Origin of the sequence: Variimorphobacter saccharofermentans, assembly GCF_014174405.1 — a bacterium.
Taxonomy (GTDB): Bacteria; Bacillota; Clostridia; order Lachnospirales; family Lachnospiraceae; genus Mobilitalea; species Mobilitalea saccharofermentans.
In genome coordinates this window covers 569909-595447 of record NZ_JACEGA010000001.1, presented here as the reverse complement: position 1 = coordinate 595447, position 25539 = coordinate 569909, and the positions used below count along the sequence as shown (strand labels likewise).

At 35.8% G+C, this 25539-nt stretch carries 17 protein-coding genes; 2 read left to right on the top strand and 15 right to left on the bottom strand.

Annotated elements, in window-relative coordinates; genetic code table 11:
• Window positions 1-62: 62 nt before the first annotated feature.
• The 6 genes from H0486_RS02695 to H0486_RS02670 all read right to left on the bottom strand — a co-directional run bounded on the left by H0486_RS02695 (window position 63) and on the right by H0486_RS02670 (window position 5170).
• Window positions 63-2198: a hypothetical protein gene (locus H0486_RS02695; protein ID WP_228351539.1), complete on the bottom strand. Its 2136-nt coding sequence runs from the start codon at window positions 2196-2198 to the stop codon at window positions 63-65.
• A gap of 85 nt (window positions 2199-2283) precedes the next feature.
• A complete protein-coding gene (locus tag H0486_RS02690; protein ID WP_228351538.1) occupies window positions 2284-3126 on the bottom strand; it encodes a nucleotidyl transferase AbiEii/AbiGii toxin family protein in 843 nt (280 codons plus the stop codon).
• A complete protein-coding gene (locus tag H0486_RS02685; protein WP_228351537.1) occupies window positions 3123-3722 on the bottom strand; it encodes a type IV toxin-antitoxin system AbiEi family antitoxin domain-containing protein in 600 nt (199 codons plus the stop codon). Before H0486_RS02685 ends, H0486_RS02690 begins: the two co-directional genes overlap by 4 nt.
• An 84-nt stretch (window positions 3723-3806) precedes the next feature.
• A complete protein-coding gene (locus H0486_RS02680) occupies window positions 3807-4133 on the bottom strand; it encodes a helix-turn-helix domain-containing protein (protein WP_228351536.1) in 327 nt (108 codons plus the stop codon).
• A gap of 240 nt (window positions 4134-4373) precedes the next feature.
• Window positions 4374-4637 carry a hypothetical protein gene (locus tag H0486_RS02675; RefSeq protein WP_228351535.1) on the bottom strand — a complete coding sequence of 88 codons (264 nt, stop codon included), beginning with the start codon at window positions 4635-4637 and terminating at the stop codon, window positions 4374-4376.
• A gap of 167 nt (window positions 4638-4804) precedes the next feature.
• Entirely contained in the window at window positions 4805-5170 is a 366-nt protein-coding gene (locus H0486_RS02670; RefSeq protein ID WP_228351534.1) for a hypothetical protein, read from the bottom strand.
• A 353-nt stretch (window positions 5171-5523) separates the two neighbouring features.
• Between H0486_RS02670 and H0486_RS02665 the strand changes: the two genes are divergently transcribed.
• Window positions 5524-6225 (top strand): XRE family transcriptional regulator, encoded by a 702-nt coding sequence (locus H0486_RS02665; protein ID WP_228351533.1) that lies wholly within the window; start codon window positions 5524-5526, stop codon window positions 6223-6225.
• Between the two features lie 91 nt (window positions 6226-6316).
• On the top strand, window positions 6317-6601 hold the full coding sequence (locus tag H0486_RS02660; RefSeq protein WP_228351532.1) for a helix-turn-helix transcriptional regulator: 285 nt from the start codon (window positions 6317-6319) through the stop codon (window positions 6599-6601).
• A 92-nt stretch (window positions 6602-6693) separates the two neighbouring features.
• On the opposite strand, the gene H0486_RS02655 is transcribed toward H0486_RS02660, so the two are convergent.
• The 9 genes from H0486_RS02655 to H0486_RS02615 are packed head-to-tail and all read right to left on the bottom strand — an operon-like array spanning window position 6694 to window position 25527.
• Entirely contained in the window at window positions 6694-6924 is a 231-nt protein-coding gene (locus tag H0486_RS02655) for a hypothetical protein (RefSeq protein WP_228351531.1), read from the bottom strand.
• A gap of 25 nt (window positions 6925-6949) precedes the next feature.
• Window positions 6950-9331 (bottom strand): DUF262 domain-containing protein, encoded by a 2382-nt coding sequence (locus tag H0486_RS02650; protein WP_228351530.1) that lies wholly within the window; start codon window positions 9329-9331, stop codon window positions 6950-6952.
• A gap of 19 nt (window positions 9332-9350) precedes the next feature.
• Window positions 9351-10010 carry a hypothetical protein gene (locus H0486_RS02645; RefSeq protein WP_228351529.1) on the bottom strand — a complete coding sequence of 220 codons (660 nt, stop codon included), beginning with the start codon at window positions 10008-10010 and terminating at the stop codon, window positions 9351-9353.
• A complete protein-coding gene (locus H0486_RS02640; protein WP_228351528.1) occupies window positions 10004-13123 on the bottom strand; it encodes a hypothetical protein in 3120 nt (1039 codons plus the stop codon). The genes H0486_RS02645 and H0486_RS02640 overlap by 7 nt, the downstream gene beginning before the upstream one ends.
• Window positions 13124-13125: 2 nt before the next feature.
• Complete coding sequence (locus tag H0486_RS02635; RefSeq protein ID WP_228351527.1) at window positions 13126-13920, bottom strand: hypothetical protein; 795 nt, start codon at window positions 13918-13920, stop codon at window positions 13126-13128.
• A gap of 4 nt (window positions 13921-13924) precedes the next feature.
• Window positions 13925-16387: a DEAD/DEAH box helicase gene (locus H0486_RS02630; RefSeq protein ID WP_228351526.1), complete on the bottom strand. Its 2463-nt coding sequence runs from the start codon at window positions 16385-16387 to the stop codon at window positions 13925-13927.
• Window positions 16387-19725, bottom strand: coding sequence for an SNF2-related protein (locus H0486_RS02625; RefSeq protein ID WP_228351525.1), 3339 nt, complete (start codon window positions 19723-19725; stop codon window positions 16387-16389). The genes H0486_RS02630 and H0486_RS02625 overlap by 1 nt, the downstream gene beginning before the upstream one ends.
• A gap of 18 nt (window positions 19726-19743) precedes the next feature.
• The gene (locus tag H0486_RS02620; RefSeq protein WP_228351524.1) at window positions 19744-22407 is read right to left on the bottom strand and encodes a hypothetical protein; all 2664 of its coding nucleotides are present in this window, start codon (window positions 22405-22407) and stop codon (window positions 19744-19746) included.
• A 3-nt stretch (window positions 22408-22410) separates the two neighbouring features.
• Complete coding sequence (locus H0486_RS02615; RefSeq protein WP_228351523.1) at window positions 22411-25527, bottom strand: UvrD-helicase domain-containing protein; 3117 nt, start codon at window positions 25525-25527, stop codon at window positions 22411-22413.
• Window positions 25528-25539 lie beyond the last annotated feature (12 nt).

Below are 25539 nucleotides of genomic sequence, written 5' to 3'. Positions count from 1 at the left end.
TATGAAACTGCAATTTGTAAACATATCCTATTTACACAAAAGTTGAAACATTCTTCTCTAATCTAATTAATAAATTCAAGTTGGCCGTTAGGATAAAATGCATTTCTATTTGTCCATATCAATCCTAGCAAATCAGCCTTTACAACTTCATCAGAAACATCCTCATCAATAAATTTCACACAAGTACATTGCGTATAATCTCTTCCGCATTTGCTACATTTATCTTGAATAATTCTATAAAATGGTGCACTGATGACCTTATGTTGTATTAATTCGTCTCCCTCTTCTTTGCTCATATTAAATTGTGCATGTACACACCCATCTTCCATCCACATTTTTCTTATTTTATCCGGATGAACAATAAGCCTCTTGAAACACACCACATCTCCATGAATCAAACGGAATTTATCTGGATAATCTCCTCCCAATTTAAACTTATTATTCTCTTGATATATAGCCTCAACCCACTCCTCAAACGCCACATCAGGCAGGTGGGGAACAGCATCAAACAACTTAACAAAATCATTTACATGACCTGCAAAGGATATATGCCCCGCTTCATCTGTTAAATCAACCATAAGTCCAAACGATATCAGTCTATTATCTTGGTTTCTTACCCAAGCCTGACACAATTCTTTTATTGCCGTAATTATATTATCCGCAACATGTAAACTCTTGCAACACAATGTCGGGAAATTGAATATCATATCATTAAATGCAATCATTGAAGTAATTGGCATTCTCAAGCTAAGCCCTTTACGTTTTAAATACTTCAAAAGAGTTACTGTATCTGCATCAATTATCTTCATCTTTTTGCTATCTTGAAAAATGAAAGCATCTTTATTATATATCCCGATATCTCTGCCCTCAGCAATATCGAACTTATTAGTGTATCTAAAAAATATCCGAACACCATCTCCTTCGTTTAATTCAATGTGAGCAAAATTATTCGGTCTTTTAACCACAGAGTTATGTTCATTACCTTCTTTTCTTATTTGATCAAATTTTTCATCAACACCACCAAAATATTCGCCTATTAGGGCATTCTCTCTATAAAATGAACTGATAAGTTCCTTCCACATAGCTACAGAAAAATCGTTATCTATTCTCCAAAGTTTTATATATTCCGAATTTTTTCCGCATTTACTTATATCCGTTTTTGAATCAATTCTTTCAAGGATTTGCTCATCATTATAAAGTCTAATTGCACCATCAAGATGAGTTGGCAATCCTGTACTCGGATTTATCATACTATGAACATATCTGCATCCCCATAACATAGTTTGTCCATCATCAAAAGAAACGTTTTCCTTATCACATAGTTCCTCGCATTCAAACGTTCTTTTCCCATCTTGAATATGCCAATAGAACTGTGTGCTTAATAAATTTGAAAATACATTATCATAATGCTCATTTTCATGGCACGTAACACCTTCTGGAATGCAAGTCAAATCATCATTAAAATGTGGTCCTCGAATATACTGATACTCTAATTCTGGATGTTCTGTACCAACAAGTCCAATCATATCCATGTCTATCGCAAGTTTTATTTCAACATCTGGAACATCACGCATTTTTTCAAACGAATTGAAAAATTCCTCATTTGTAGTATTCAATATAGATAAGCTTCTGCGAAAAAACTGGTGTGCAAAGAGCAAATATCCCTCTTTATGATAAACACCTGGTACAAGAAATCCCTTTTCACCATTTTCACCTTTCGTGTAAACAGGTTCTAAATCCCGCACATCTGCAAGTCCATCTTTCATTGTTCCTGACCATTCGGGAAAAAGACGAGATACAATATCTTTGTCTTTGATAGCTACCGCTTGACCAACTGGTGCAACACGAAATTTATCAGAAAGAATGCAACCCAACCTATTAATTAAAGTATCAAGTTCTTTCCTATGTTCCTCACAAAATATCTTGTAGTCATAAGCCATTATCATTTCGCGCATTTTTTCATATTCTTCATCGGTTTCCATAATTGCTGACTCATTCGTTAAATACGCTTTTCCTGGCTCCATATATACACCAGTTAACATGGTATAGCCTATCGGCTTTGTTCTGTCATGTCCTAAATTCATTGGAATAACCGTATTCCATGTGTCACGGTATGCCTTAATTATTGCATTCAATGGCAATATATGATTTTTTCTGTTTATCCCATCTGTTATTGCAACACCCTGATATTTTTCCATCTATCTACCTTCTTACCTTACATAAATACACTCTATATCATATGCTATACATTTCATTATTTTCTTTTTTACATTCTTATTCACATCACAGCAAATACTTCTTCATCGTATCCTCTACATAATCAATCACACTTTTCCATTCTAGATCCCCTACATAAAAATTGCTTTTTTGAAACTGCCCCCAAAGCTCTTCCATATGTAAATCATCAGATACCAAATGTAATGTAGATCCTATATCATCCTTATTAAAAATAGTCTTTCTCTTTTCACAGGTGGCAGAGAATGCTTCGCATAAAACCTGCTTCTCTATCTGCTCTCCATAGAAATTCATGATACTGTAAACATCATAAAAATCTCTTAATCTGGTATTCGCAATTCCCCTATTTATAATTGTCTGCATTTTCTCAGCAAGCAATGTTTCCTTGTTATATGTAAGAACAGAAATCGTTCTATCCTCAAACATCAATTTATAGTCATATTCTACTGCCTTTGGTGTAATTACATCATCTGTAGAAATATCTATTTTAATCGGTTGACGCATCCTGTCCAATGTAGCTTCTAGCATTATGCGAATTCCAGGGTAATCAAACTCTTCCATAATAGTTCTTGTACTTTTAATTTGAAAGCTAACATTGTCTTCCAGCGGGATGTTACAAATTTCTTCAATTATTCTCTGCGCATCAGTCTCATTTAATGGTAATGCTTTTACCGTTGTATCAATATCCATCGTAGCTCGCATATCCACACCAACAATTGACGCAACCAGCATTCCACCCTTAAGAATAAAATTATCTCGATATGGCGATATAGATACTCTTTCCAGAAATCTTTCCATCATAAAATTTCGAATTAGTGTAGTTGCTTTATTACTGTTCCCATTCGAAATATTTCTCACCTTATCTTTTAATTGTCTCGATGAACTAATCACACTAACACCTCCACATACTTCATCACTTCATCCCGAATTCCCAATGCATCCGCATATACCATCAGTTGCGATAGCTTTTTTTCATTCGATGACATATATTCCTTGATAGCTGTTTGAAACACTTGTACTTCGTACTTATTACGATTCATTATCAAATCGCAAATGCAACGCTCCTTATCGTAAACCTTAACCAAATTTCCACTGCTGGATGCAATCTCACAAATTCCCATTTTATATAAATCCGGTGCAGCGTATTTCACCGAAACATCAAAATCATTATCCTTTAGATGGCTCGCATTATATCCTTGTGGTACAGTAACACACACAGATGAATACTCCCTATCTGTCAAACCATGCAAGTATAGTGCTGTTTCTCCGGAATAAATGACTGCCCCATTTCTCTGCTGCAAAATGAACAACTCATCCGGCCACACATCATCCATTATATATAAACCTCTTGAGACCTTCTCCATACCGTGTTCCTTAATATATTGTGCAACATAGGTCTTCGAAATATCTTCATTACACACCAAAGAGGTAATAAGATAACCATTATATTTTTCAATAAAATTTTCAATTTTTTCCTTTTTAGTCATTCTATTCACCTCCACGCTTTACTTCTACGCTTTAATTATACATTTCGAAAGCGAGTAAGTAAACTCTTTTTTATTTTTTTTGAACTATGCATCTTTATTTAACTTCGCTAAAATCTTCACTTGCTCAATCGCTACGTTTCTCACATCTTTATCCTTCATCTCCTGCAGCATCATCGCAAGCTGCATCACATCAGCATCAAATCCCATCTCATCTCCATCCATCAAATATCCTGCTGTAGTATTAAGTATCCTTGCGATATCCTTAAGAACGCTTACCTTGATATCAATTTTTCCTGTCTCATAAGCAGAAATCGTACACTTCTTTGTATAGATAGTCTCTGCTAATTCTTCCTGTGTTATTCCCATTTTTACTCTGCATTCTCTGATTCTCATTCCAACTGTCTTTTCCATCTTTCTCTCCATTTCCGGAGTCAAAACGGAAATAGGCGCAAAAAAAGAGTCTACAAAACGTATACCAATAAAACCGGCAGCTAATAATATATGCCACCTGGCGTATTCCCGTTTTGTAGGCTCCTGATAGTTCTATGCTAAATCCAACTCGTTACAAACTCTTGGTAATCAGTGCCGACCCTGATGGTTCCAGCCAAATCCGACGGTTCTTCTGATTCCTCATTCTATTCTGTTTACAATTTAATAACTGACTGCTCGACGCATTGGTTGCATCTGTTTACAGCCTTTTGTCTTTGCAACACTTACCTTAACTTGGCCTGCTCGATCAGTTCCTCTCCGATTCTCCAGTACCATCACTCTCTCTTCATCTACAAGTGCTACAATCTCGCTATTGCATTTTGCGCAGCTTATTTCCAAACTGCATGTTCCCTGACATTTCATCAAGATTCTGCCACACACCGGGCAGCTTATAAATCTCTTGTTTGTTCTATTATCTATCATCATCAAAATCCTCCTGTTGATTGTTATTACTCAACGGCAAAGGGAAAGGAAAACCATTGATGATTATTGAATGACGAATGAGTTCCGATGTGCCGAAGTCCGCACCACTCGTCCTTTGTACTTCTCGCCGACCAATCACATTTCTTGTCATCTATTTTCTTTGCTTCACCTCACATCACTTTTTTGTACTTGTTAATAGTGCCTTTTACTTTTTCAGCAACTATAAATTTGTCAGAATGCTTATCCACATATGCTGCTAAATATTTTGCTAATTGCATCTTCGTAGAACGAGAAAAGCTTGCCCACTTATCCGGATGTAACGCTGAGACAATAAACGTCTTCCCTATCTCCATTTCTTCTAAGCCTTTTAGCATTTCCTCTTGTAAATCAGCAATTGGAACCGTATTGGTTCTATCTCCTAAATAGAGCATCACACAATACTTCTGAAACGAAGATGCGCTAAAGCCTAATTCTTCGGCTCTCTTCTTTACACTCTCAAGTTCATGTTCTTCGTAGTTTGAATAAATTCTTCCCATATTACGCCTCGCTCTCTATAGTAGGTGCTACCACTACGTTTCATATGGTAGCACCTACCACCACAAAGGTCAAGTACAATAAAGAAACTCTCTTCTTCTCCGATGCACGGCATCGAACCATCCTCGCAAAATACAATATAAGTCAAAATTCTTTTGAAATCAACGGAATTATTTGTGCCATTTCAATTTATTATTGATTTTCTATTGAAAAATACTTTTCTTTCGTATATCATTTGATTATATACTACTGATATGGAATTCTAAATTCCGGTTTGCAAGATTAAATCCCGGTTCGCAAAACACGCAAAACTTAATTCCAGTCAGCCATGTGGTATAACCTCGGAGGAAACGATATGGAGAAAAAGATTGGCATTACACTTGCCACCTACAGAAAAAATAAGAAGATGTCACAGATAGAACTTGCGGATAAACTCCGCAATTACGATATTAACGTATCGAATGCAGCTATCAGTGCTTGGGAAAAAGATATCAGCTCACCAAATGCACATCAGTTTCTTGCACTTTGTAAGATTTTGGATATTACAGACATTTATAACGAGTTCATCGGCTTTAATCCGGACGACCCTTTGGCAAAACTAAATGAAGAAGGGAAAGCAAAGGCTTTAGAATACATCGGATTGCTCCTGCTCTCCGAACAGTTTCAGAAGAAAGAAGCTACCATTATACCTTTCCGCAGAAAAATCAAGTGGTCTCTTCTTGCATCCTCTGCCGGTACTGGCGAGTTCTTGGATGATGAAAACTTTGAGATAATAGATGTTGGAGAAGAAGTTCCTGAAGAAGCCGACTTCGGTCTTGCGCTAAACGGTGACAGCATGGAACCTCGTTATCATGACAAGCAGGCTGTCTGGGTACAGCAGACCACTTCCTTAAGTAGCGGTGAGATTGGTATTTTCTATCTTGATGGTCTGACCTACTGCAAGCAGCTTAAGGATGACAAAGATGGCGTATACCTCATTTCCCTTAACAGCAAATATGAGCCGATTAAGGTAACAAATGACAGTTCTTTTAGAATTTTTGGGCGTGTTTTGAATTAAGACCAGATTATCGGACACTTTAGGATTTAGAATACAGTCATAAGCTGACCCGCCCCGGGCACAGCAATCATGTTGTGAATGGAGTGATTTAATGGAAGTAAAGGACACCGGATACTGCAAGACCAAAAAGGAAATGCAGTCCTTGCCTAACAACTTATTATTCTTTCGCCAGCAAGCAAACATTTCACAAGATAAGCTGGCCGAAGCTGTTGACTGTAGCCGAAGGACTATCGGTTACATTGAGAAAGGAATGCATGACCCATCTGTGCAGATGGCATATAGAATAGCAAATTATTTTCAAGTAGCTCTCCCGGTTCTCTTCCCCGACTTGAACGAGAATACCGATGAGCAGAAAGGAATCCGTCATGGAACATAACTATCAGATCATAGCTGTCGACTTTGACGGCACTCTTTGTATTAGCAAATGGCCCGAATGCGGTGAACCCAATCAGGCGCTTATCAATTACCTCAAAAAAATGGAAGTCTGATGGCAACAAACTCATCCTCTGGACCTGCCGCGCCGGGGACGCTCTGCCGAAAGCAGTCGAATGGTGCCGAGAACAGAACCTTGAATTTGATGCCGTCAATGACAACCTTCCAGAAATCGTGGAATTCTATGGTAGCAATAGCCGAAAGGTAACTTGTGACTGGTATAGTGACGATAGAAATCTTCCCGTTATCACTAAGGCATAAAATCAAGAGGTTTTATGCCTTAGTGACTGTTCTAATCTATTGTTTCACTCATTTTACATAGAACAGCTTCCATCTCTTCAATTGCTTTGAGAAATTGTTCGATTTTTTCAACATTGGGAGCGCATTGGAAAGAAAATGTATAAGAAACATCTGGACATTCACAATATTCATCGCTCGAACTTATACAAGGCTCTTCTTCCATTATTTGCGTAAATTTCTCGTCTACAGCTTCAACCAGCGCAATGTATTCCTCACTACACTCACCGGTTTCTGCAAAATATGGGTTTCCAAGTTCCGCATAAAATTCAATTTTTCTCTTTTTCTCATCAATCTCTGCCTCTACATGCAAGAAGACTCCTGAATCACCACTCAGTATCATTCTATCACCATCTTTAAAGAAACCATGCTGGGACAAATAATATTCCATCTCTGCCACAAAAACTTTTTCTTCACTAGCTAATGATTGCGTTAATTGTGTATATTCTTCTTCAAAATATGACAAATAGTAGTCTCTCAACAATTTCTTTTTCTTGCTTTTTTTAGTTTCCACTTTCAATTCCTTAACAGGATATTTGCTTAAATCATGAAATATTTCCTTTATGACAAAATAGTGCAACTGACTACGTTTACTTGGAATTACATAATCAATACCATTATCTCTAATATCCTCTTCTATAATTTCTATTTTTTCATATACAGGTCTATTTTTTAAATTACTATTCACTCTACTATTCAAAATAAGGTAATTAGCTATCGTTGCTATATATTTTTTAAACTTTACCGGAATTTTAATCTCAATATCACATGTACTTCCATCATCCAAATATAATGCATATTCATAATTCCTATTAATAATGAAATGTTCCATGTTATTATTTCCATTAGTGATATTAGCGTTTTTATATTGTTCTTCATCAACACTAACATTCCCATTCAACCAATCATATGCGTCATACAAGCTAAAATAGCGTCTTGCCAAATACTGTCCACTTTCAACCGTGTGCTTTTTATTAAAAAGTGCTACTTTTGCAAAATCAACTGCCTCCGGCAATGACCTTAGCTGCTTATACGCATATTCTTTTATCGCATTCCCCCAATTTTGTTGAAGTAGCTTATTTGCTATCTGTTCAGATTCTTTTTTCTTGCCTGTTGCAGTAAAAATCGTAGCCACTGCATTTATATCGTAAATACATTTATACATTTTTTTCTCTGCAGTTTGAGGCTTAAGCACTTCCAAATAATATTTCATTATCATCATTTTAGGAACAACATCATCATTTCGTAGTATACAATTTATTACCGTATGTGTATTTAATATCTGCGTTTCTGAGATTCTGTTCTCTTCGTTCAAATAGAACATGCTCTTAAACTCATTATTTCCTCCATTCTCATGAGATATCACCAAAGTAATAAAATCCAAATATGCGTTCAAATCTTCAAGTAATTGCGCATAAAATCTGTCTTTAGAAAACATATTCCAAACAAACGTTCCAGATGCATACCTCTTTTCCCCTATTTTAACATTCTCTTTTGTTGTATAGTTTTCCCCTAATGAACGTGTTAATTGATAATCTAGTTCACCGTTCACCTTGCAGATAAAATATTGATAATATAACTCTTCTCGTGAATATTTCACAACCCCACGCAACGCATTGCATTTATTCTGCACATCTATCCATAATGCAGTCATTTTTTCAAAATCTTCCTTAAAAGCATAGGCTCTAATAATATCAATACTATCTAGTTCAACACTCTTATTATTTATGTCAATAAAATAGTCTATACAAAACTTTCGCTGTGACCCCGTACCATCTATCTCATTAACTATTACATTAATTTCACTTTCTTCCAAAGCAACAAATAAATCAATCTGTTCATCTTCAGACATGACCTGTACACGCTCTACGATGCTATTCCAGATTATAGCAAAATCATCCCTTTGATCCAAAACATCTGTTTCTAATATTTCAGCATACAGTGGCAAATTGTCTTTTTCTATCCTCTTATAATTGAATCCATATGATAATGCCTCGCCAAATTTTGTAAAAGAACCATTCTCTATTTTGCAAATATTGGTATGTTTCTTTCGATCAGGCACAACCGTATTCAGATATGATATCAGCAAAGTAATAACTGTTATTCTCTGTTGACCATCAATAACTTCATATTTTCCGTTCTCGAAAGTACTAAGCGTAATTGTCCCGAGGAATTTCCCTCCTTTACCCAGATCATCAATAAGAATTTGAACATTCTCCGATGACCACCTAATCTCTCTCTGATATCCCGGAATTAAATATACTCGATTTTCATCTAAAAAAACTTCTTGCTTTCTTCCTCCAATAGCATCATATATAATCGTTTGACCTCTGTCGAAAAATTCTGATACCTTTTTCATTCCACTTGCGGTTCTCATATGTATCCTTTCTCCATATCTAAAATGTAAGTTTTATTTTATCTGAGAGTCCCTCGGATTTGATCCACAACAGTATTTCCTCGGTAATATTTAACAATGTAGCTTTTCCTTCACTTACAAGTTTTAAAAATGTTAAAATGTCAGAATCTTCATCAAGTTCTAAATCCTCAAGAATCTTGTCCGCTTCATCCATACCCTGTTTTAAGAAATTATAATTATCAATAGTCGTATTCCAGGTTGCTGCCTTTTTTATTTTATTTGCAGCATATGTCGCCCTGCTTTCATCCGGAATAATTCCTTTTACCGTATCTAAAAGATTCAATATATTAACTGTTGTTTTAGAATAATGTTCCGCCCATTCCCGCCCAATAACAGCATATAATTTCTTCGATTCTGACGAAATATACTGGGTTGTTGCACTATTCGCCGCACCTGCCTGAACAATTTTATCACAAGCCCCAAGAAAACTCTTCAATGCGCTCACAACATTCTCTGAAGGTCTGAATTCCGAATTTTCCACAGCAAGATTGACTTCATCAATCATTTGTTTCAAGCTAAGAATCAGCTGTTTAAAATTATAATCAGCTGTCGCTTGCTTCTTGGTATCAGCAGAAGCAGTTTCCATTTCACGGACAGTTTTCATATCAATTATGCATTCATTTAATGTATCTATTAGCATACTGTCCCCTCCAATCTTTCCAACACCTTACTGCATTCACTAATTGTGACTTTCTCGTTATCAAATACGTTTTGTGAACCAGACGGATTGTTTCCACCACCAAGCTTTTCTTTTCTCACTGATAGTTCAGCCTGTATCTTTGCCATATCAGCAACAACTTTCTTTAACAATTGATCCAATTTTTCTACCTTCCTTATCGGATCCTGTGAAAAAGCCAATATACAGTCCAACGCATTTGTCGTCTTCTGCGCTGCAACAATTTCTTTAATTGCCTTACTTGTTGATGTTGAATATTTTTTCACTTCATCAAATAATTCCTGATCATATTTTCCAGGCAACTTACTATCTTCAGCTGTTCTGTAAAATTCAACGATTTTCTCAACCATATCCTCGATATCTTCATCATCAATATCTATTGTTCCAAAGTTATCCTTAATTGTCGACATTACTTCGCCAGCTTTTGCAAGCTCTTCTTCCTGAACACGCTCCAATCGATCCAATATTTTTTTTAAATATTCTCTTGCTTCCCTTCTTGGTGCAACAGGATCCACAAGATCCATCGTTTCATCGTCAACAGAAAGACGTTCACTTTTAACAGTTCTAACCAAAGCATCGAACTGAACACGGTCTAGAAATACTTGCGCATGACTTTCTCCTTGGATAATGTTAAAGTACTGTATAACAGTATTTCGATTAATAACGTCCGCTTCATTTCTTGTCATAATTTCTAATACTGTATTCCACGCCCTTGAATGAGAATTTACTCCAATTCCTCTGATATCATTATCCAATATATGTTCAGATTTAAGCCCATCTAATGTTGTTACTTTAGAAGAGCCGAAAAATATTGATCTATAAAACTCGGCAATCATCGCGTGTTTATAATAATCAATCTCCTGATTTTCAAATGTTGTTATAGAAGATATCAATTCTTGTTTGATTTTCTCTGTCCATACTTGAACCTGATATACTCTTCTATCTGCGCCATCAAAGTTCCAACTTTCCTTACCTAAAACATTCCACTCAAGAAAAGCTTCTATTATAGTTTGGGTTTCTCTATTTGCCGGAAGTTTATAGAACATTTGGTCTTCGCCTCTTTTTTGACGTTCAAAACCAACTAATCGATTCTTAACTTTTTTAATCTTATCAATGTTGTCCATCGAAACGCCTTCAGCCTGCCAATCAATCGCAGAATACAAATAGGTACAAATATCATTACGCGCATGTGATAATAATTCAACATTACCTGTTGTTGCACCTACATTGATTGTGCCTCCCAATACCCAATTTTCTAATGACTGCAAACTTTCATTTAATTGAGCTCGTTCTGCTTGTATTTTCTTTTCTTCCGCAATCTGAGCCGGCGTTTTTACAACCGTGGTACTTGTAGAAGTTTGTGCACTATTAGTACTTACCGGCTTTGTTTTTGTAGGCTTTTCGGCGATCTTTTTACCAGCAATTAGAGGAAATCCCATATCCTCATATACTTGTGTTGAAAGTCCCGAAATATATGTATTTTCACCCTCTTTATATGTATCGGTTGTTGCATCACCCCAGATACACATGAAAAGATACATTCTTTCAAACTGCTCATTTGAAACACCTGTCTTTTGAATTGCATCTCTAAGGCTTGAATTGATATTCGTATTAACAATTTTAAAGCCAGGAAAATTATCAAAATTCCATAATGCATCTCTTACTGTTTTTTCTACAACATCTCTTAACAGATATCGAGGTGTACGATAGTTTTCCTGTAAAAGGTTGTTATATAAATACACAATTGATCTTCTTGAAAACGGATATAAATTTAATTCTTTTCCTTCTTCTGTAACAGCAACGTCCCAGCCCTTACCTTGATTAACGTCATGTACAGGCAAAGAATCTCCTGATCCGTCTGAATTAGCCCATGCATCAACTTCATCTTTTGGCAATGACATTGCGTTAAGATATCGTCCCACAAATTCGCATAAATCATTTTCACTAGAACCAAAAACATCATCCGGTATAACAATAAACTGAGTAACTCGATTCTTATAGTTATCACGAAAATTACTCTTATAATACTCGCTGGTTGTTCCAATTATGGAGGAAATTCTGCACATACCATCTTGCTCATTTTCACCAGTATGCCATACAGTCAATACATTTAGTAACGCTTCATTGACACCTGTAAACGCAGTAATATCCTCGATAAGCAAAGTTAATGACTTCCCTTGCCTCTTTAATTCTTTTCTTATTTCCTTAAATACTTGTTCAAAGTCTCCTGGTTCTAACCCTGCACAACTCTGAATTACTGTATCAACCTTTGAGTTAAGATATTTCGCTACGGCATCGGCAACCTCAGGCTCCATATATAACTTTTCAAGTAAACGTACAGCTTTCTTATCGCCACCATCATATTGAACCTTATCACAAAAAGCTATATCAACTTGAAAGTCTTCCGGCAGAAATTCTGGAACAACATCGCGATTATCTGGTGTACTGCTTTCTGCTACCTTGGAATAAATTCTTGCTATAGGTCCATCATCTGCCATCATACGTGCCTTAAATAACTCATTATTTAAAAGCGGTGCAATTCTCTTCCTATCAGCGTTATTTATATAATCAATATCCTCACCATTATCATCTTCAATTTCAACAATAAATTGATGATAAATAGCATTCATCAATTTGCTTTCACTAATAGTTGATGTCGCATTTACCAATCTCTCATATAAATCTTTATTTTGAATGGATGCGACCTCTGGCTTTTCTAAAAGCTGTTTGATTGTTCCCTTCAACGTGTTGTCACTTCTTCGAACGAAAAGAACAACCTCACTATCTGGTTTCTGCCTTTCTATTTTAGCATCAAACCACCTAATCAAATGAGATTTACCCGCGCCACTTGATCCGATTACAAGAACAAACTGATGCTGATCCTTTGGATTTAATACAACTCGTTTATATATTTCTTCTTCTGTATACGTTTTGGATACCGCATTTGAATCATACTCCTTCTGCAATTGAATTTGCTTAAAAGGAACATGCGTAGCTAAAAAATCACCATATGAACTGGTAATAGTATCTATTCTTACTACTTCTGATAATCTTTGTTTTGCAACTTCTGAATTCATACTTAACCCCCTATCGTAATATGGGTAACTGTGGTCTCAAGATCATGACCTTCACATGGATGTAATGACCATATTTCTTTAGCATCAAGTCTATGCTCTGCTTTTATTACGCCCAGATCATTAAGCATTCTAATCGCATTTGAAAAACCGTAATTAAATGTCTTTGTTTCCACAGCATTATGCAAAGCTATTTTTGCATACGGCATAATAACATCAACAAATTCATCTATCCTATATTCCGTCTTTTTCTTAAGTTTAAGGCTCTCAATAATATCTCTAAGAAAAATAGCTGTATTAGGGAGCAAAATACCTGCGGCACCAGCCTGTGGTTCATGCATATATCCAAACCCCAAGAATGCTATCCAGAATCTCCACGCTCGCATATCATCTTCTATTACTTTTACCCCAATATAACGTCCCATTACATCACTCATTTTCGAAACGCTCTTGTGACCGAATACATCCGTTCCCATGTCCAAATATCCTTGAGTCACCAAATAAAACAAACTGTCAGAAACAAGTTCCAAGTGCATGTTGATGTAATGTCTCATGCTATCCATACTTTTTACAACATCTTTATCTACCGCTAAAGAAATCGTATTTTCCTTAGTATTTATAAGTTGCAATTGCTCTGCAGCAGTTCTGACAGTACCAAAATACGGAGTTTTTCCACCCAGATTCTGCGGCTCAAGCAACAATTTCAACGCATTCTCATCCATCGGTCTGCTTGCCACTTCTCTACATAGCGCATATACTCTTTCAGGTATTGCAGACGTTTGCATTCTATTTCCAAACATAATCCTACATCCTTTCCAAAATATAACTATCTATCTTCGGTCCATCAACCATAGCAGATATTGGCTTTTGAACCTTCTGAATAAAATAATCATCTTTGACAATATGAATCAATCTAATATCGTTATTCTTATACTTTCTAAGTGTTGAGCAAAATTCATATGCTTTATCAGCACCAGAATTATATAAAGCAACTACACCACCCGAAATATAATAGCTAGATCCTTGTGTGCAAAGTTCTCGATATTCCTTGATTCCAATAACCATTACATTGCTCTGTTTATTCATATTGAGAATTAAATCAAAACCATTCTCAATACCAGTATCTTCAACTACAATTATGCTAGCACCCGCACTCACATAACGGTTCATCAAAGAGAAATCATCCGCTTCGCCTAAAACCAGGACTTCATTTTCTCCCTGACACAGCTTATTCAGCTCTGGTGTTATTATTTTCTTAGGCTCTTTTACAGGTAATAATAATGGGAACTTTCCTTCTTCCATCATTTCCGGATACTGATGTTTTGTACAACCACCGCAATACATAGAAACTTTATCATATGTGGAATAAAACATTTCAGACCAACATATTCTGTCACTAAATTCTATTCCATTCTTTATTCTCTTAAGCTCCTTTTCAAAGCCAACAGATTCTTTATCTCTTATACCTGTTATGATCTGCGGCACAATTAATGATTCACTACGCAATGAATCATCCAATATATCTATTCGTATTTTGTAACTTTCATTGCTTGCGTCATATACCATTGACTTAATCGAAATCAGATTATGTCTTCTTAGCAAAAGAATCACATATACATTCCATTGAATATCCAGTGCATTTCCCTCATCCGTTCCTTCTTTTGGCTTTACAGATGTATCTATTGTAATCATTCCCTTAAACCATGAAGTTTTAGGACTTTTATACATGTACACCCATCTTTTCCAGATAGTTTCGGGTTTTAATACAACGCTCATTCTTCCATAGGCAGATTCAATATCATCAACTGGATTGATACACATTACACTCAAGCTCACCAATCCATCTCTTCCACCACGACCAAGTTCCTGATAATACTGATTTGGAGTATCTGGTATATACAGATGCAAAACCGTTCTTACATCTCCTTTGTCTACTCCAACTCCAAATGCCGATGTCGCAATAATCAAATCTATTTTATTTTCTGTCCAGTCCTTGATAATTCTTTCTCTCTCAGCAGACTTTGTATTTCCAGTGAATGTCTCTAGACTATCAAGACCGGCAGAAACAAGTGTCTTCTTGATTTCTTCAGCTTCTTTTGGCGAATTAATATATACAACCATCGGATGCGGTAATTTCTTTACCAACTCAATCATTTTTCGCTTTTTGTCCGAATAACTCTTTGCTTTTACAAGCATATACCGCGGCTCACGTCTCAATGCATCACATCTGACTTCAATCCACTTTCCGGTCGTTGCAAACATTTGCTTCAGTTTTGCCACCGCCATTTTTGTATAGGTTGCAGATAATAAAACTGTACGAAGCTGGGAATTAACTACCAGTAGTTCATTTCTCCATGGTTCAAGACATTGATAATCAACTCTGAAAAAATCTCCCCATTCAATTACAATATGTGCTTCATCAATAATTAGGTTTTTGAGATACTTTTTAGCATTAGCTTCGGCAATCATATTCACAAATTCAGTGTTTCTGATAAGTGCCTCCGGAGATATAAATAGAAGCCTTGCTGTCTCAGCTTTTATTGCATTTCTAAGTGCATTCTTACGCTCTAATTCAATACCACTGTAATAACAGAAAATTTCATTATCGGTATTATGTTTAATATTGTTTTTAGCATTTCGCACCTGATCTATTGCCAATGATACAGTAGGGACAATAACAATTGTTAATCCCTCCTGCTGATATACCATTGTTTGTGTTATTAAACTTTTTCCACCACCAGTTGGAAGTGAAACCAAAGTAGTGTATCCCTCTGGTGTATTAAGAGCACCAAACACAGCTAGTTTCTGTTCTAAAGACTTGAATTCCTTATAGTGCGTCAAATTATAAATGTACGCATTATTTCCATAAAATACCTCTTTCTGTTTTTCCGCATCAGTCCCTACCTTCTTTCTTTGGAAAGCCTGATCCACGAAAAAAGAGTCAATATAATTTGGCATTTCGAGACTTGCATAGTACAGTCCGTCAGCATTTTTTATAATGCCATATTCATTGTCCGGCGAAATCACTCCTTCTGGAACTGATATTTCATTCTGAAAAACCAGTAAATAATTTCTTAGAGAACACAAAAAGACATCCTTACTTGCTATTCCAGACTTGTACTTATCAAAACAGATAAGTAATCTTTTTGCCGTGTTATATCGGAAGTAATTAATGGCAGAATACTCTCCTAGAATCTCAGGCATACTACCACCAGCGCTGCCATTTATGTAGTTTTCAACATAGGTTTCTATAACCTTCGTATCCATTATTTCTTCACCATCCAAACGAAACAAGCCGATTCAAGTCTTACTGTCGGTTTTGTAAGACTCTCTAATACAACTTCGTATATTTCTTTCATTTTGTCATAATCTTCAAGTTCTTGATTATAGTACTCCGAAGTGGCAATCATTGATGTAAGAATTCTATCCATCTCCGCCTTAGCTTCTGCAGTATGTGATCGCTCCCTCAGTGCCTTCAAAGCCTTATCTTTGCTAACCTTTCTTGATTTTTTAACCAAATCATCCCATCTTTCCTGCGGATAAGCGCTTCTAAAATAATCAATATTAGTTGCTCTATATTGAGAGAATATACGTAAAAAACCCTCATTTCTACTACGTCTTCCAAGGTGATCTATATCATCCTTACTGCTTTCAAAATCGCGTTGCAACATAAGGTTGAACTCTCTTATAACCTTTTCATCCGCAATATCACCCTCTGCACGAATTCTTACAGGTACCTGTACTTGTTCAACAGCCAAATAGTTTCTGAATGCACTCAAATACGAAAGCGGAACTCCCTTTTCAATCAATAATCTTTCATTTGGATACAGTGACCATGTATAAACAAAGCCAGTCCAATTAATACTTGCCTTCATTGCAAAAGCAGCTGCCTGACCTCTACAAGATCTCATGGCATTGTCAACAATACAATCAAATATGTCATCTCCTGGCGCAAAGAAATGAATATAATCATTTTCAATTGCTTTCTTTCTGCTAAATGTGCCATCAATTGATCGACTATAATGGGATGTATTCTTATCTTGCTTATCTTGTCGCAACTCATGTATCTTACTAATAAATTGATTTTGCCTCTGTGCAAAATACGAATCCCAATTCGGCGGAATTAGCAATGAGTTTTCGGCTGATTTTGTTGAAAACGAATTATCGTTAAAACTTATAACTTCATCTCTTTCCACGACATCCCTGAATCCAGAAAGAATTGCCCACTGAAGCATTGCATCTGCAAACATTTTATTTTCATTGCGGTTGTAATACTTAACCAGACTGATTAATTCCTGATTCATTGGTCTGTAAATATAAGCAGCTGTATCAAAATGCTGTTCTTCTCGTACTTCTTCTTTAAGTCTTGCCGATCTATCAATTACATTCTGTATTTCATTTGTTAATCCAAATCTGAAATCTTTAATGATGGCAGATACTATCGCATTATTGATATCATTCATGACGATTTCCAATCCACTCAATGAATGATTAAATATCTTCAAGCCATTATCCCAGAATCTAAACAATTCCTCTTCTAATGTTTCTTCTGCATACGGAACCACTGACACGATAGGTCTTCCACTCTCTCTTCCCATACGGTCCAGTCGGCCAATTCTCTGCTCTATCGCATTTGCATCCCATGGCAAATCAATATGAACCACATAATCTGCACACTGGAAGTTTCTACCTTCTCCACCTGACTCATCACAAAGTATGATGGTACAATTCCTATCATTTTGGAATTTACAAACATTAACCTCTAATTCATCTGCAGACATACCTCTTCTAAAACAGCTGAAACCATCCTTCGTATAGAAATCGGCAAGCATTTCTGCGTACAATTCAAAGGTTTCTTTATAATTTGTAAATAACACAACCTTCGAATCAGTTGCATATTCATCGAGATAATACATAGTCTGCACTATTCTGGAAGTATGTTCTTCGGGTTCATCCAGCACATCAACTATATTGTCGGCAATATCTTGCTCATACATTTTCCATCTACGCAGATTATCTTTTAAGCTATCCGGTATAATAACCCCATCTGTTTCCAAAAGTTTAACCTGCTGCTCAAATGCCCATGGTGAACTAAAGAACGCTCCAAAAAGAGGTTTGAATATCTTTTCAAACTCCTCCTCAGTTAATTCCTTTTCAGTAATCCATGTCACTAAATCCTGATATGCACCATATTCATAAAAATTCTTATCTGGATCCAACACATATGGAAGCGAAGTCAGCTGTCGCTCCGGTAAATCTTCAAGCGTATCTCTTCTATTTCTGATTATGTTCTTTTCAATCTGATAGTTTTCACACAAATATGAAATGGCAATCTTAAAATGATGGAGTCCCAAGTCTTCGTCATCAAAATCTGCTTTCTCATACATCTCTTCGAGCATTTCATCTCCGACAATTTTATAAAGCTTTCTAAATCCGCGCAAAATATCTTCGTAGAAATCCTCACTGTCTTCATTATCGTGTGGATCTTCTTCTGCTTCTAATGAGTCCCTAATGACCTCATCTAAATCCTCAATATTTGATAGTACCATTGCTGCTGCTTTAGTAATATTGCCCTGTTTTTCAACCAACTCATCGAATTGCTCTTTTGTACATGAATCGTATTTTTCCGGCAAAATCAAGCGAAGTAAATCCAAATAATCAGATCGCTTCTGCTGAACTGGTGTAGCACTTAACAAAAGCAGATTATCGGTATTACGACTCAATCTATGAAAAGAATCGTAGTATGCCTTATATCTTAACAATCTGTGTGCTTCGTCAATTATTGTAAAATCCCAATGCTTTTTACATTCTTGATCTGAAGCTGTCTCCAACTCTGCAAACGTAATAAAATTATTGTTCTCGTTTTTGCCTTCATACAGGTCAAATTTCAAGAACAATTCTGTTTTCCATTGTTCTAACAATGATTCTGGAACAACAATCAATGCGTTAACATTACTATGCCTTGAGAAGAAGACTTTCAAAATTGATGCAGCCTCAATGGTTTTACCCATACCAACCTCATCAGCTAACATATATCTACAAACTTCTTCCTGAAGACATCTCATAATCGATTTAAGCTGATGCGGCATAAGAAAAATCTTACATCCTGCCAACTCCTTAAATCCCATAATTGAATTATCAAGAACATTCATTGTCTTTGTAACAATACTTCTGCCAAACAACCAGCAAGGATTTTGAAATTCATAATGTTGTAGCTGAGAAGCCGGATCAACCTTGCCAACTGTAAATGGAGCTGTAATTCTATTTTCCGGAGCACAAATTAATGACTTGTCATACAGATTCTCAATATAATAATCATATAATTCATCTTCCTTTTTTACGCAGGAAACAACCTTATACTTCTCTTTCTCATAGAGAACAATTGAACCAACAAAAAACTGACATCTTTGCACCATTGAGGTTGGAAGCGGAGCGGTTTTCGGGAAGTTGTCGTAGTACACTCGATAATTAAATGGGTCATTAAACACAACCTCGACAGTGTCTGCGAAGCTATCTATTTTGGTAATTTGCCCCATCAAAAAATCACGCGGATTAATCATGTCATGATCAATCGGACAGCGCACATACATCTTCTCCCGTAACATAGTCTCACCCTTTCATCGTTAGTTTCTTTCGTACTTATATGGTTCTAAACAAATCTCTCTTACAGCACAATACTGGCACCACTCATCACAAGATTTTGCGTAACCAGCTGCGTTAACACGATTACTACTTAACCTCGTCTCTATTTCCCCTTGATGAGCTTCCTTGAAATATCCTGAGAAGCTTCCATCACCATTGCCTAATTGAAGATATATAAACTCTTCTCTTTTTTTCATATATGTATCATCTGTCGGACTTATCATAGGAAATGTTGTATTGTTCCGTAATACACTTTTCTGTAAATAATTTTTCGCATTAGTAATAATATCCATACGCTCAGTATGCATATCTTTTACGAACTCAAACTTTCGTTCTAGCTTTCTATATTCATCATTCAAAGTGTCAAGCAACATATCTTCAGTGGCAATCTGGCCTTGAAGAGTTACTCTTGCTGCATTCTCCAATAATATTTCCAGATATTTCAAAAGTAGAAAATGATCCCTGAACACTGCTCTCTTTTCTATTGTAGATTCCAAAAGGAATCTATATTTGCAAATCCGATAACGATATAAATCATATTGTCCATAGTTATTAGCTGTATCAATATCGAAATGAAAATGACTTACTGCTTCTGGTAATGCTCCAGCGGGTTCTATTTTTGGATACGCTTTCTTTGCCTCAAGAATCTTCAGCAAATAAAACATCTCATTCTCTTTGTCATCTACATTTTTCACATAACTTAATTTGAACTTAACCCTATTAAACTGGAGACCATATATCAATGCATATCGTTTGAAATTCTTGTATTCTCTTCTAGATTTAACGTAAACCTGATACTTCCAGTCAATAGGATCCTGCGCAACTTCAAAGAAAGTTACATCCAAAGGCCATGGAAATCTATCTCTACGAGTCACGTTCATATCATTATCTGAAAGACACGCAAAATGATATACAATATCTTTATTTTGTTTTTTGCTCTTTAATATATCGCCATCAATTTGCTCAAAATCTCTGACAATCCAATTGGCACTAATTCCCTTCTTAGCCTCTTGTTTCAGATAATATGCCATCGTCTCTTTCAGAACATCAAATGAACCGGTAGCATCAATTTTATCTATTTCTTCCAAGCGAATGAGGACACGCTTTACCACATCTCTAAACTCGTCCTCCAGATCTTCCGCCTCAAGTATTCTTGTTTCAAGAAACTCTTTTATTCTCCTATAAAACTTTTTAAAGTTATTCTCTGTATCCTCGAAATCAGCATAAAAAAGCTTTGTAATCTGATCCAACTGTTCCAAAGCTGCAACAAGTGTATCTATCTCCTCCGGTGTAACGTCAAAGTATACCAATCTGCTTCCTATGCGTCTTTCAGTAGTATCCTTCGCTGCTTTTCCAATTCTCTTTTTAAGTTTTCCTAATAAATCTGTTATCTGTTCTATTGTCTCCGCACGTATAAAGAACTCTTTTGTTCTATTGAAAATGGAATAAAGCTTTCCTGGCATTTCCTCCTTTATAAATCCAGAATTCAAGCATTCAACAATATCATTCATATTTTCAATTTGAATGCCACCTTCCTCTGCATTCCACATATTGGTGATGGAAAGGAAAAAATGACCAATCGGGTATGTCAAGAAATGACGTTCACCAAATTGTTCAGGATAATAAATCTTGAGAATGTTATTTACACTATTATTAGCCGCATAGAATTGTTCCTGCATATAATACAGAGTTGATCTTCTTGCATCTTTATCTCTTTCCTGGCGTTTCAATGCATCCTCAAACACACCTGCAACATAGCTGGCAAATTCTGTATTGTTATCAAACTCCATCACCTCAAAAGGACATTCTTCTTCATTTTCTTCTGGATGTCCCTCTATTAAATTTGCCATTCTGTCTGCTAATAGATTCCCCTCATAACTATTTGCCAGCAATGGATTAGGCCTAAATTCATTAGTAAACTGACTTTTAATAGGTAAATCAAATGATGAGTATACATCTATCCATGTTTGATATACATTCTTATACTGCTGCTGATAATTAAATAAAAGAATCACTCTTTTATATTTCGCCACCAATTCAAGCGTTTGAAGAATCATTGGTGAAAACTGATGTACTCCATGAATTACAATCGTATCCATATCAACAGCACTTATGTCAGCTTCTTCACGCTCAAGTTTCATTCCTTCACGAATTGCATTTTCGATATCGCTCTCAGAGAAATGCCTTTTCAGCGTAAAGTATTGAAGCAAATCAGATTTTCTTATTATGCTGTAAAGTTCAACCAAATGACGTTGTTCTTCGGTCATCAATTCAGTCCGCATTTCTTCAATGCTCATATCCAACTCAAACAAAATACGCAAACTATTGCTGAGCTGTTTTCTGTTGAATCTCAATGACTGCTTAATTTTTTCTTCGTTTTCAGCAATATTCAATCTGTTGATAGCTTCGTCTATCACCGTATATTGCTTGATTTTACATTCAACGCTCTCCCAATAAGCGAAGAGTCCTTTTACCAAATTCTCAACAGTAGACACCTTACCAGCCGCCATCTCTTCATAGGTTCCCATCATTCCGTTTGCCATTGTCTGTGACACGCAAAAATGAGGGCAATTCTTTATGGAATCCCAGTATAATTCTTTATTTATTTCATATGGATTGCTGTATGTATAAATAGAAAACGGCATCCCTTATACCTCCAAAAACCTACTCCAGCTCATGTTGGATTTTTTATCTGCATCCTTCATCCAGATACAATTTCTTATTGCTCTCGTCAATGCAACATAAAGAATTCGTGCTTCCTCACAGATTCGTTGTCCAATCTCTTCCTGCGAATCATAATTCGAATTACAATCCTTTTTGTTTTCATCAACCTTAATCGAATACGCCAACTTCGAATTACTGTAATTTACATCCGTATTAGCCTTTTTCAGATTATCAATAGCCTGAGCTGTAAACGGTAATATTACTGTTCCATATTCCAATCCCTTGGCCTTATGTACAGTTGTACACAGGAACTTAATTCCCGTTTCATCCTCTGCGACAGTTCTGGCAAGTTCTTGTTGCTTTGTTAAAATATTAATCTGAATAGAGTTTGCAATAACTGTTAACGTCAAGTAATCAACGCTATATGACTTTATAATCTTCTCAATCAAAAGCTCATAATTGGACTTATAAAATCTTTGCTTATCAATATCATCGCTATATTGGTTCCAAGGCTGCAATGTTTCAAATATTGTCTTAAGAACAACCAAAACCGGATTTGCCTGGACATACGCTACTAATCCGTTCCAAGACTTATTCATTCGCGCCATGAAATACTTATCTAAAGCTTCAACCAGCTTCTCTGTTTGAACATTCTTTTCCTCATTTTGAAGCCCTTGATACAAGAGTGGCATATCTACATAATTTGATTCTATAAAGTTAACAAGGTATACTGGATCATCAGGATTTGTCAACGCCATAAGTAACTTGCAAAAATCAATCGTGGAATCTAACTGATATAAATCTCCGCCCACTTTTGTTTCAATTTCTATCTCTTCATCTAGTTCTTTACATCCTTTTATGATGGTTTCAATCTGCCAATTTTCTCTTACGAGTATAGCGATTGTCTTTTCTTCTTTGCTTAACGTTCTTGTCTTTTCTAATTCAATAATTTTTTCTTTTTCTCTCTTTAGTAATCCAAGTAAAACTTTAAATTGTTCATCATTTTTTCCATGGAATGAAACGCATTCAAACAGCTCTTCTTCTTTAGCTCCTCCACTTAGATTACTTACCAAATGATCTGCATCAAAAGTATACGGCAACCAAGAACTGGCTCCCATTCCTTGGAAAATCTCATCCATTATTTCAAGCAATCTGGAATCTGTTCTATAATTTGTATTTATCGTATGTTCTTCCCACTTATCCGGAGTCGCATTTAATCTCTTAAAAGCACTAATTGTCGCACCACGGAAGCGGTAAATACTCTGTTTCAAATCGCCTACAACAAATAAATTACACTTCTCGCCTATAAGCTGTTGTATCTTCAAAAATGAATCTATCTGTGCGTCGTCGGTATCCTGAAATTCGTCAATAAAAATATATCTATAATCTAAATGTGTTTTTTCTTTATCTTTCTGGTTAACAACATCATTCAGAATGATCATCGTTTCCCTTAAATCAATCTTATTGCTTTCTTGTATTCTAGTCTCATACTCTATTTCTGCAGCAATAATAACCTCCATTATTATTTCATTAAAAAATGGAAGCAATCCCGGAGCCTGTCCTAGCTCCTCATCTTTGATTTTTTTTATATCAATACTCTTGTTATAAAGCTGGTTTGAAAACTCTACCAACATTCTTCTAAATTGATATAAAGGCAGCTTTATTTCATTGATAAAGTTTGGATTTTCAGCCTCTTTCTTTGCAATAAAATCATTTAAATACTTTTCATATATCTGCTCTTTTATATAGTCGCCAGAGGTAATTGCAAAATTATCACCTAATCCCATTTGCATGGATGCTTCCTTAATAATTTCACGGGCAAATTTATGAATCGTTGAAATACGCATGAAATCAGTATCTTCAATGTATTTCAAAAACTTAGGATTAGATGTTAATACGAAATAGTTTATAAACATCTGCTTCAATCTATTCTTCATATTGTCTGCTGCATCGTTTGTAAAGGTAACCATAGCAACATCCTCAATCAAATTGACTGTTGGATTTTCATATTTATTGCAGAGGAAAGCAATTCTTGAAACCATTGAATATGTTTTCCCAGTTCCTGCTCCTGCTCTGACCAAAATGTTTTTTTCCGGTGATGCGTGCTCGATAAAATACTGCTGAATATTAAATGTACTTTTCTCTGCTAGTTTTTCTAACAGTTGTTTTTCTTCAAACGAACAGTCACCTTCATAAATTGTTGCAGTTTCTTCCAGCATATCTGTCAAGTCTTCTACTACATACAATTCTAAATTAAATATTCTAAACTCGTTATTCTTTACAGCAAATTTGTTTTCCGCATCTTTTTGTAATTTAAGATTGTTCTTTTCCGCTAATACACCTTTTTCGTTCAGTTCTCCCTCTAAAACATAAAGAATAGAATCTGCCATTTCTTCAGAAGCAACAAAAATAATCGTTTTTGTACCTTTCAAATAGCTATCTACGATATCATGAATCTGCTTCTTTGCAAGTTTCTTGGCATTGGCAACTACCACCGAATATGGAACTTGATTACTGAGTTCTAAAGGCTTTTTCATCTGAAAATGAGGTTCAAAGTGCTGTCTGATTTTCCCCATCAAATCATCATCCATTTCAGCATGAGGGATGGATTTACACTGATTATATGCGTTAAGCAACTTATCGCCTAAACGAATCGGGTCTGACAAATCTTCCTTAAAAAGAGTAAGTGCCTCTTCAGATACAATATCTAACCTTTTATCGTAATATTCTTTCTTTGAAATAAAAGGGTAACAAACCAAATCAAATATCAATGGACTAACATTGTATTTGTCGCTTATTAAATTTAGTAATCCAAACCTGTAAGCCCTTGCTTGTTTCTTTGGAGATTTCTCAGGTTTGTCATATCCCTGAATTATTATTTCATCTACTCCAGCCACATCAAAAATACTGTCTGCCAACCAGCCTTTTACCTCAATAATAATCATTCCAACATTCTTCATTAGAATGCAGAAATCAAACTCTCTTCCGTTAATCTCACGACTATTGTATACAATAGCCTCTCCTGGTAAATTATCAGAAAGACTCTCCCATACTTTACCTTCGCCTTTATATTCAGGTTTTCTATCTATCATCATTGCCATGATGCTTACCCC